Source organism: Pseudactinotalea sp. Z1732 (assembly GCF_049724975.1).
Lineage (GTDB): Bacteria > Actinomycetota > Actinomycetes > Actinomycetales > Beutenbergiaceae > CALKWS01.
The window spans coordinates 1-8756 of sequence record NZ_JBMPQC010000031.1 but is presented as its reverse complement, the minus strand read 5'-3'; the positions used below and the strand labels follow the sequence as shown (position 1 = coordinate 8756).

9 protein-coding genes are annotated in these 8756 nt (G+C 65.7%); 3 read left to right on the top strand and 6 right to left on the bottom strand.

Annotation, left to right across the window (positions count from 1 at the left end; all coding sequences use genetic code 11):
• The 3 genes from ACPL7H_RS19185 to ACPL7H_RS19175 all read right to left on the bottom strand — a co-directional run.
• Window positions 1–302 (bottom strand): 6-phosphogluconolactonase (locus ACPL7H_RS19185; RefSeq protein WP_424798335.1); only part of this gene is annotated, 302 nt, incomplete at its 3' end.
• The gene (locus ACPL7H_RS19180) at window positions 299–1636 is read right to left on the bottom strand and encodes an N-acetylglucosamine-6-phosphate deacetylase (RefSeq protein ID WP_424798334.1); all 1338 of its coding nucleotides are present in this window, start codon (window positions 1634–1636) and stop codon (window positions 299–301) included. The genes ACPL7H_RS19185 and ACPL7H_RS19180, both read right to left, overlap by 4 nt.
• A gap of 105 nt (window positions 1637–1741) precedes the next feature.
• The gene (locus tag ACPL7H_RS19175) at window positions 1742–2782 is read right to left on the bottom strand and encodes a LacI family DNA-binding transcriptional regulator (protein WP_424798333.1); all 1041 of its coding nucleotides are present in this window, start codon (window positions 2780–2782) and stop codon (window positions 1742–1744) included.
• Window positions 2783–2966: 184 nt separating this feature from the next.
• Here ACPL7H_RS19175 and ACPL7H_RS19170 point away from each other — a divergent pair, with 184 nt between their 5' ends.
• Window positions 2967–3740: an SDR family NAD(P)-dependent oxidoreductase gene (locus tag ACPL7H_RS19170; protein WP_424798332.1), complete on the top strand. Its 774-nt coding sequence runs from the start codon at window positions 2967–2969 to the stop codon at window positions 3738–3740.
• Between the two features lie 110 nt (window positions 3741–3850).
• Here the strand turns inward: ACPL7H_RS19170 and ACPL7H_RS19165 are convergent, their stop codons facing one another.
• Together ACPL7H_RS19165 and ACPL7H_RS19160 are read right to left on the bottom strand one after the other, a co-directional pair.
• Window positions 3851–4873, bottom strand: coding sequence for an N-acetylglucosamine-6-phosphate deacetylase (locus ACPL7H_RS19165; protein ID WP_424798331.1), 1023 nt, complete (start codon window positions 4871–4873; stop codon window positions 3851–3853).
• A gap of 28 nt (window positions 4874–4901) precedes the next feature.
• Complete coding sequence (locus ACPL7H_RS19160) at window positions 4902–5696, bottom strand: 6-phosphogluconolactonase (RefSeq protein WP_424798330.1); 795 nt, start codon at window positions 5694–5696, stop codon at window positions 4902–4904.
• A gap of 177 nt (window positions 5697–5873) precedes the next feature.
• Between ACPL7H_RS19160 and ACPL7H_RS19155 the strand changes: the two genes are divergently transcribed.
• The gene (locus ACPL7H_RS19155; protein WP_424798329.1) at window positions 5874–7100 is read left to right on the top strand and encodes an AGE family epimerase/isomerase; all 1227 of its coding nucleotides are present in this window, start codon (window positions 5874–5876) and stop codon (window positions 7098–7100) included.
• A 27-nt stretch (window positions 7101–7127) separates the two neighbouring features.
• On the opposite strand, the gene ACPL7H_RS19150 is transcribed toward ACPL7H_RS19155, so the two are convergent.
• On the bottom strand, window positions 7128–8108 hold the full coding sequence (locus tag ACPL7H_RS19150; protein ID WP_424798328.1) for a LacI family DNA-binding transcriptional regulator: 981 nt from the start codon (window positions 8106–8108) through the stop codon (window positions 7128–7130).
• 263 nt (window positions 8109–8371) lie between these two features.
• Between ACPL7H_RS19150 and ACPL7H_RS19145 the strand changes: the two genes are divergently transcribed.
• Window positions 8372–8756, top strand: a 385-nt coding sequence (locus ACPL7H_RS19145; RefSeq protein WP_424798327.1) for a hypothetical protein, incomplete at its 3' end; no start/stop codon positions are given.

Genomic DNA, 8756 nt, shown 5'->3' with positions numbered 1-8756 from the left:
ACCTTCGCCTGAATATTCTCGCGCATCCACCGCCGAAAACTCGCCGGGTGGTCCGCAGACATTCCGTAGTATTCGTCCATGTGCAGCACAGTGATGCGCGACCATTCGATGTCCTCACGGGCGACCGCTGCGTCAATGAAGTCCAACTGAGAGTTTCCGGTCGCTAGGATCACCGAGATCTCATCCCGTGTGGCTAAGGCGGCTTTGGTGGCCTCAGCAAACGCTGCGGCGGCCACGTTGCCGTTCTCCTCAGCGGTACTGCTGATAGTCACGGCGAGATCCTCGTACATGTGTGTGGTCATGGACGTTCCTTTCCGGTCGGAGATGTGTGCCAGTGCCCGCGCACCGCTACGGCGCATGGGATCAGGTCTTGATCCAGAACTGCCAGATCCGCCCAATACCCTGGGGCCAAGCGACCGACGCCGCTCAGTCGCGCCGCTCCTGCAGGGATGGATGTCACCATCGCAACAGCTTGGGGAATGCTCAATCCCAGCGCCCGGACGGCGATTGGCACCATCTGCGGTAACAGGGTGGTGCTCCCGCCGAAGGCGGTGCCGTCCTCGGTCAAGCCTACGCCGTCGCCGACTCGATAGGTCACCGCGCCCATGCGGTAACTGCTGCCTTCAGGGTTGCCCGCACCAGGGGTGGCGTCGGAAACCAGGCAGAGCCGATCGCCGAGTGAGCGGTGCGCCAGTCGCATCAACAGCGGAGGCAGGTGCTTGCCGTCACTGATCATCTCCACCGTCAAGTCCTCGGAAGCCAGCGTCGCCTCTAACACCCCGGGAACACGCCACGGCCCGACGCGTCTGGTGGTGGATTGGCCGGAGAATACGTGGATGATGTGGCTCAGGCCGGCGACTTGGCACGCTTGCAGGTCTTCGGCCGTGCCATCGCTGTGCCCTGCGGCCGCGACGATGCCAGCCTCAACGAGGCGTTCGGTCAGGGGGATCGCCCCGTCCAACTCGGGCGCAAAACTCATCATGGAGATCGCATCGGTATAGGCCAGCAGGTCCTCCACGGAACCGTCCGACGGGGTCCGCAAGGCGTGCGGGTCCTGGGCGCCGGCCTGAACGTGAGAGAAGTACGGGCCCTCCAAGTTTGCTCCCGGGATGCGGAGAGTGGCCGGCGGGCTCGCCCTGGGGGACGAAGTCGGATTCTCGGTGTCAGCGAAGTCTCGATCGCCCGCCGACGACACAGCGTCTGTCGGTGCACCTGTGCCCTCCACCGACAGGGATATATCGACACTGGCGGAGAGCGCGTCCAAGGCCTGGACCAACTCATCGATCGACGCGGATGCAAGAGTCGGAAGGGCGGTGGTGACGCCCGCGGAAAGCAGCGCGTTCCCGATGTGCTCGATCGCCTCCACAGACCCTTCGTTGTACGCACGTCCCATCGCACCATGGACGTGTAGGTCAATGAAGCCCGGGGTGAGGTAAGCACCTGCAATGTGCTTGATGGGTGTACTAGCGGGCAGAGCACTGATCGGCATGACATCGGCGATCCGCTCGCCTCGGACCACTAGGCAGTGGTTGTCAAGGAGCGCCGTCGAGGTGACGATTTGCGGGCCAGCGTAAGCGATGGCGGAACGGTTGAACTCCATCCCGTCCTCCGAAGCCTCAACTACACCGATGAGCACCTTTGCCGCAACCTTAGACCGGCCGAAATAAAAATACCGAACTCCTTGCACTCTTGCAAGCCAGTGGCACCTCGGCCAGCCACACGGGCCGGGCGTGCGAAGCTCTCAGGGGTGCCGCTCTGCTCGTGTGACACCGTCGCGGATGGCAGGAGCCGGCGCGGTCGAGCCACGCACAACTAACCCGGTGTCCACCTGGAGGAGGTTCTGCTGCAGCGGGGCACGGTCCCTGCCCTCGATCGTCGCCTCGACGAGGTCCAGGAGCACATCGACTGCCTGCATCCCGGCTTGGGCGCCAGGCACATGCACTGTCGTTAGGCTCGGATACGCCATCGCGGACATAGGGCTGTCGTCGATACCGATCAGGCTGATCTCTCTGCCGACCTCGATGCCCCGCTCATTCAGTCGCGCCATCACACCAAGGGCGATGAGGTCGTCATAGGCGATCACCGCTGTGGCATCGGAGGCGTTGACCAGATCAGCTGCCCGGGCGCCAGCCTGGATCTGCGGTTCGAAGGGCCCGAACTCAAGGAGCTCCACCCCTGCCTCGGCACAGGCCTGCCGGACTGCCCGCTGACGCTGGGTATTGGACCACGATCGCTTCGGACCGTTGAGATAGCTGATGGTGCGGTGCCCCAAGGCGATCAGGTGGTCCACCGCCTCAATCATTCCGACGGAGTTCTCGATCGTGACGCTGGTGACTCCCTGCTGCTCGCGGTTCAGAAGCACCAAGGGCATCTCCTGGGCCAACTGGGCCAACTGCTCGCCGCTGCTTCGCGCCGAGGCGATGATCAGGCCGTCCACCCTGCTCGCAAGGAACTCTGCGCGCCGAATCTCATCGGAGGCGTACTCGTTGAAGTCCGCGATCACCACAGTGCGCCCAAGCGCTCCGGCCCGGGCCTGGACTGCTTTGATGATGGGCGGGAAGAACGGATTGGCGATATCGGGCACGATCAACCCGATCGTGTCGGTGCGGCTCGCTGCTGTCAGCCTGAGCGCGTGCGGGGAGGTATACCCCATCTGAGAAGCGATCCGGTGAATCCGGCGCCCGGTCTCGGCATTCACCTTCTCCGGCAGGGACAGGGCACGAGACACCGTCGATGCTGAGACACCGGCGGCCTTCGCAATGTCAGTAAGGGTGACGTTCATGCTGTATCCCTATCCATCCGTGCAGCAATACCGCAATGTACCGCAATGACCGCGATATAGTCCTCTCCGACTCATCGACTGGCGCTACCACCGCGTACGGCTCCAGAATCCCCGCCCCACTGGCTGCCCGAGTCGCACCATCCCATACTGGCTTGCGCACGCTCGCATCAAGGGAAGGACTCGTATGGACCTGACGGACAAGAAGATCATCGTCACCGGTGGCGCCCGCGGCATGGGTGCGGCCACCGTCGCCGCCTACGTGGAGGCGGGCGCCACCGTCGTGGCGATGGACGTGCTCGACGACGAGGGCCGCGCGGTCGCCGAGTCCGCCACCCAGACCGGGCCCGGCTCGGCGAGTTACCGGAACCTCGATGTGTCGAACAAGGGCAGGGTGGACATCGTGTTCGCCGAGGCGGTCGAGCAGATCGGCGGGTTGGACGTGCTGGCCCACCCGGCCGCGATCCAGCGCTCGGCGACCGCAGAGAACACGCCGGTGTCGGACTGGGATCTGATGTTCGCGGTGAACGTGCGCGGGACGATGCTCACCAACGCCGCAGCGCACCGGCACATGAAGGGCACCGGCGGATCGATCATCAACTTCGGGTCGATCTCGGGCCTGCGTGCGGAGATCTCGGCCCCCGCCTACTCCGCGTCGAAGGGCGCGGTGCACTCCTGGACCCGCACCGCCGCCGGATCGTGGGGCAAGGACAACATCCGGGTGAACGCCATCCTGCCCGCGATCGCCACCCCGATGTACGACGAGGCGATCGCCCGGCTCGATCATGACGGGCGCACCGCGCACTATTGGCAGAACGAGGAATCCATCGCCCTGGGCCAGAAGTACGGCGATCCCAAGGAGGACCTCGGGCCGGTGATGGTGTTTCTGGCCTCCGACGGCTCCCGGTTCATCACCGGCCAACTCATCCCGGTCGACGGCGGTCAAGCCTCCGTTCGTTGACGATGCGGCCCGCAGAGGGCCTTGTGATCGTGGCCGGGCACTCCGGCAGCGGCCGACGACGACACAGCGCCATCGCGGCAGGTCCACCTGTCCTCGGGCTGCTCCACTCCTCAGGTGCGGTAGACCTCGACCCCGGCCACACGGGTCGCCACCACCTCATCACCGTCCCACTCGATGGTGTCGGCGCCACGAGTGGCCCGTTCAGCCAGGCCGAGGATCGTGGCGGGGTTGGTGGTGGCCATGCGCAGGATGTCACCGCGTTCGAAGGGCAGGTGCCGACGCATCCAGGCCACACCGTGCCGCAGGGAATGCCCTGATCCGGCCAGCAGGTGCGTCCCGGCCAACGTCAGGCGACCGTCGTCGTGCACGGTGACATTCCCGCCCACCGGGGTCCGATAGGCCCCGGGAGCGACTCCGGCCAGGGCGACCGAGTCGGAGGTGAGGACCGTGCGCTCGAGTCCCTTGGCGCGGATGAACGCGGTGAGAGTGTCGACGGGCAGGTGATGTCCGTCCGGGATCACCATCGCGATGAGCCGGTCCTGGGCAAGCTGGGCCCAGATGTGGTTCGGGTGGCGCGGCAACACCGGGTAGGTGCCGTTGCCCAGATGGGTGCTCAGGGTGGCGCCGGCCCGTGCGGCGTCGTGAATGTCCACGGGTGCGGCGGCGCTGTGCCCCAGAGACACACGCACTCCGCGCTCGATGGCCCCGGCGATGTAGTCCAGAGTTCCGGTGCGCTCGGGGGCGAGCGTGACGATCCGCACCAGGCCCCGCGCCGCCTGTTGCCAACGGTCCAGTTCACCCAGGTCCGGGTCGCGCAGATTGTCAGCGTCGTGCGCTCCCCGGGGTCCGTCATCGGGTGCCAGGTACGGGCCTTCGACGTGCACCCCGGCGATGCTGTGGGCGATCAGCGGATCGGTTCTCCGGGCAGCGGCGATCTGGGCCAGGCAATGCTCGATCTTGTCCGCACCGGCGGTGATCACCGTGGGCAGATAGGTGGTGACACCCTGTGTCCACAGCGCCCGGGTGAGGTCGACGATCGTCTGGGGCGTGACGTCATCGGCGTTCACGTCATGGCCGGCGTACCCGTTGATCTGCAGATCGATCAGGCCGGCGGTGCGTTCGGTGGGCGGCATGGGCTCAGTGTGAGCGGGCACTGCGCCGTCAGTTCGTCCCGACGCGCTGGGCCGGGAAATCCGCAGGCAAGGAGCCCGCTGCGTCCTCGTCCAGGAACAGATGGGCGCTGGCGTGGGTGCGCAGCGCGCTGGCCGGCAGTGCGGGCGTGATGGGGCCGGTGAGCGCAGCGGCGACCGAAGCGGCCTTGGGCTCGCCCAGTACGGTGCCTACGATGACGCCACCGTGCATGATCGCCGGTACCGTCAGGGTCAGCGCATGGGTGGGGACCTCATCGAGGGTGGCGAAGAGCCCCTCATCGACCTGCTGCTGACGGGAGGCGTGCGCCAGGGCGATCTCGCGGACCAGCGCCGGGTCGTCGAAGTCGGTGTCACCGGGCTCGTTGAACGCCAGATGGCCGTTCACGCCGATGCCCAGGCAGACCAGGTCGATCGGGCCTGCCTCGAGTGCCTGGGTGTAACGCTCGATCTCGGCCGCCGCTTCGCCATCGGTACGGATGCGGTCCAGGCCGGGCTGGGCCTGCTCCGGCAGCCGATCGGCGAGCCACTGGCCAAAGGCGGCCGGGTGATGCGGGTCCAAGCCCAGGTAATCATCCAGGTGCATCGAGGTCACCTTCGACCAGTCGATCCCTTCGGATGCACCCAGGGTGGCGATGGTCGCCTCCTGGGACGGGGCGCTGGCGAATATCACCCTGGCCCGGCCACGCTTCGCCAGCGCCTCGCGCAACACCTCGGCCGCGACCTGCCCAGCGCGGGCACCGGCCTGATCGGCAGTGGGCGCGATACCGACATTGATCTCGCTGGGAACATTCACACTGGCGGACATGCCTTGGTCTCTCTTCGGTAGGATAGTTCTGCAAGCGATTGCATCAATGTAGCCAACTCAGGGCCGGTTAGGCAAACACGCCGGTTAGGCAAACACCAATGGTGACAACCGTTATTCGTCACCACAAACCAGCCCGTGCACCGTCACGGCCCCAGCAACGAAGGTGAGGCACCCGTCATGTCCGAGGCAGCACGACACGCAGCCGAGCAAGCCCGTACCCACCTGCAGACATTGATCCTGCCGTACTGGCTCTCTCACGGAATCGATGAGGAACTCGGTGGCTTCTTCACCTGTTTCGACAACCGGGGCCGCAAGCGGGTCTCCACGGACAAGTTCACCTGGTCCCAGGGTCGGTTCGTGTGGCTACTCGCGCGTGCAGCGGGGTTGGCGCACCGCGGCATGCTGGATGCCGATCCCGCTGACCTCCTCGGCCACGCTGAGCGCGGTGCCCGGTTCCTTCTCGATCATGCTGTGTTGCCTGAGGGAACCACACGTTTCGTGGTCGGGCGGGACGGGGGCCCCGCACAGTCGCCGGATCAGCCCGAACGCGGCGTCTACGCCGACTGGTTCGTAGTGATGGGCCTGTCCGAACTAGCGGCCCAGACCGGTGACCGGCGTTGGCTGGATCGGGCACTGCCGGTGTTGGAGCGGTCCCGATCCGATCACTTTTCCGGTACCGCACCCACTCCTCCGTATGAGGTTCCGGCCGGCCACAGCGCCTACGGCCCGCGGATGATCCTGGCCAATACGTTGCTCGTCGCCGCCCAGGCGGCCGCGGCGCTGGGTATTCACGACCATCTGCGCGAGTACCTGGCAGCAGCAATCCAGGACGTGCTGTGGCACCGGCTCGACGACGGCACCTTTACCGAGATGCCGGGGCCGGACCCTGAGGGCCTAGTGACCCGTCACCGGGTCCCCGGGCACGCCATCGAGGGCATTTGGGTACTGCTTGAATCGTTGGACCTGCTGGAGGACGATCGGGACCGCGGGCCCTTGCTCCAATCGGTCGTGGCGATGTGCGAGTTGGGCTGGGACCCCCAGCACGGCGGGATCCTGCGCTACACCGATGCGACCGGGCCGAGCAAGCCCACGGGGAGTACCGGTGGTAGCGCTTATGAGGAGTTGGTCCGCAGCACGTGGTCGAGCAAATTGTGGTGGGTACATTCCGAGGCCGCCGCCACTACGGCGATCGCAGCGTTCCAGTTCGGGTACGCGGCGGCTCGTCCTTGGTTCGATCGGATCTGGGACTACACGATGAACACCTTCCCCGGCGGAGCGGAGGGTGCGGAATGGATCCAGATCCGCGATCGCGCCGGGTTGCCGATGGACCAGGTGGTGGCGCTACCGGTGAAGGACCCTTTCCACATCACCCGGAACTTGATGCAGATCATGCAGGTGGGCTGAACCTCACACCGGGGCGCTGCCACGACCTCACCCCGGGGGCGCCGCCACGGTGCCGCGCCGCTGCAGTTCGCCTTTGAGGGTAATGCTGCGGGCACGCTCTCCGGCGACGACCCGGTTCAGCAACGCCACGGCTTGGGCGCCCAACTCCACCATCGGAGCCGCGACCGTGGTCAGGGACGGGGTCATCGTCTGGGCTAACAGGACATCGTCACATCCGACAATGCTGCGGTCCTGCGGAACCCGCTCCCCCTCGTCGTTGAGGCCGGCGATAATGCCGGCCGCCATCAAGTCATCGAAGGCAATGATCGCTGTCGCCCCGGAATCGATCAACTCCCGGGCCGCGGCACGACCATCCCGGAACTGGGCCTCCAGCGGACCCACTTCCACCAGGGCCACATCCTCGTGGTGAGCCCAGGAGCGCACCGCCTCAGCCCGGCGGTCTGCCGCCCACGAACCGACGGGACCCAACACCAGCGCAAATCGGTGGTGACCCACGTCGCGAAGATGGTTGGCAGCCTCATGCAGCGCATCGGTGTTGTCGCAGACGACCGATGGAAGGCCCCGAACCAGCCGGTTGACCACCACGCTGGGAATCCCATCGAGCATCGAGCGAAGTCGATTCGTCGGCAGTCGCGGCGAAGCGACGATCAGCCCGTCGACCTGGGGACGAATTCTGCTGACCAGATCCTCCTCGGCAGTGGCACTGCGCTCGGAGTCGATCAGAATGACCTCTGCGTCACGTTCGGCCGCGGCATGCTGCACGGCGCGCACCAAGGGCGGGAAGAACGGGTTGGTAATGTCCGGGACGAGCAGCCCGTACAAGCCGGTGCGACCGGTTGCCAGCCCGCGGGCTGCCCGGTTGGGCGCATATCCTAGTTCTTTGGCTTTGGACAGCACCTGGTCGCGCACGCTGGCCTTGACCAGGTCCGGACGCGAGAACGCGCGCGAGACGGTCGATGCCGAGATCCCCAACTCCCCGGCGATCGAATAGATGGTCACCCGCCGCATCACCCGCTCCCTTCTCTGGTGTTTTGCTGAGGGCACACGTTAGCGCCTCCGCCTTTGCGGAAGGGCCAGTATGTATCCCGGGAAGCCCAAGCGCCGCTTTACCAGCCGTGACTTGTCAGCACAGTTCGCGAGCATGTACGATGCTTTGCAATCGGTTGCGGTGGCGGTGGAACCCCAGTTCTCGCTCAGAGTCCAGAGTCGCTGCACATCAAAGGTGATCGTCCCAGGATCGCAGGCGATCCTGGCGGAAGGAGTCGGGGACCATGGCAGGTACCGGGAAAGTCTCACGTCGACAGTTACTGATCATGGGCGGGGGTGCACTAGGTGCGTTGGGGCTGGCTGCCTGTACCGGTGACAACGGCGGAACGAATGCATTCAACGGCGGCGGCGGCACTGACCTGATGGAGTCACCGATGTTGACCGAACTCGTCGAGGCCGGGGAACTCCCGGAACTAGCGGATCGGCTTCCTTCCGATCCGATGGTGATCGAGCCCTGGGGCGAGGTTGGTCGCTTCGGGGGAACGCTGAATCGTGCAACAACAACCGGAGCCCCCACCACGAACTTCCGCGGGTTCGCGCACGCCAGTCTGCTGGAATGGAATTGGGAAGGCGACGGACCGATACCCAGTCTTGCTGCGCAGTTCGAGA

What these genes read in the sequence shown, in the direction of transcription:
- ACPL7H_RS19170 (WP_424798332.1), top strand. Translation starts at nt 2,967, where the DNA reads ATGGACCTGACGGACAAGAAGATCATCGTCACCGGTGGCGCCCGCGGC.
- ACPL7H_RS19160 (WP_424798330.1), bottom strand. Translation starts at nt 5,696, where the DNA reads ATGTCCGCCAGTGTGAATGTTCCCAGCGAGATCAATGTCGGTATCGCG.
- ACPL7H_RS19175 (WP_424798333.1), bottom strand. Translation starts at nt 2,782, where the DNA reads ATGAACGTCACCCTTACTGACATTGCGAAGGCCGCCGGTGTCTCAGCA.
- ACPL7H_RS19165 (WP_424798331.1), bottom strand. Translation starts at nt 4,873, where the DNA reads ATGCCGCCCACCGAACGCACCGCCGGCCTGATCGATCTGCAGATCAAC.
- ACPL7H_RS19150 (WP_424798328.1), bottom strand. Translation starts at nt 8,108, where the DNA reads ATGCGGCGGGTGACCATCTATTCGATCGCCGGGGAGTTGGGGATCTCG.
- ACPL7H_RS19155 (WP_424798329.1), top strand. Translation starts at nt 5,874, where the DNA reads ATGTCCGAGGCAGCACGACACGCAGCCGAGCAAGCCCGTACCCACCTG.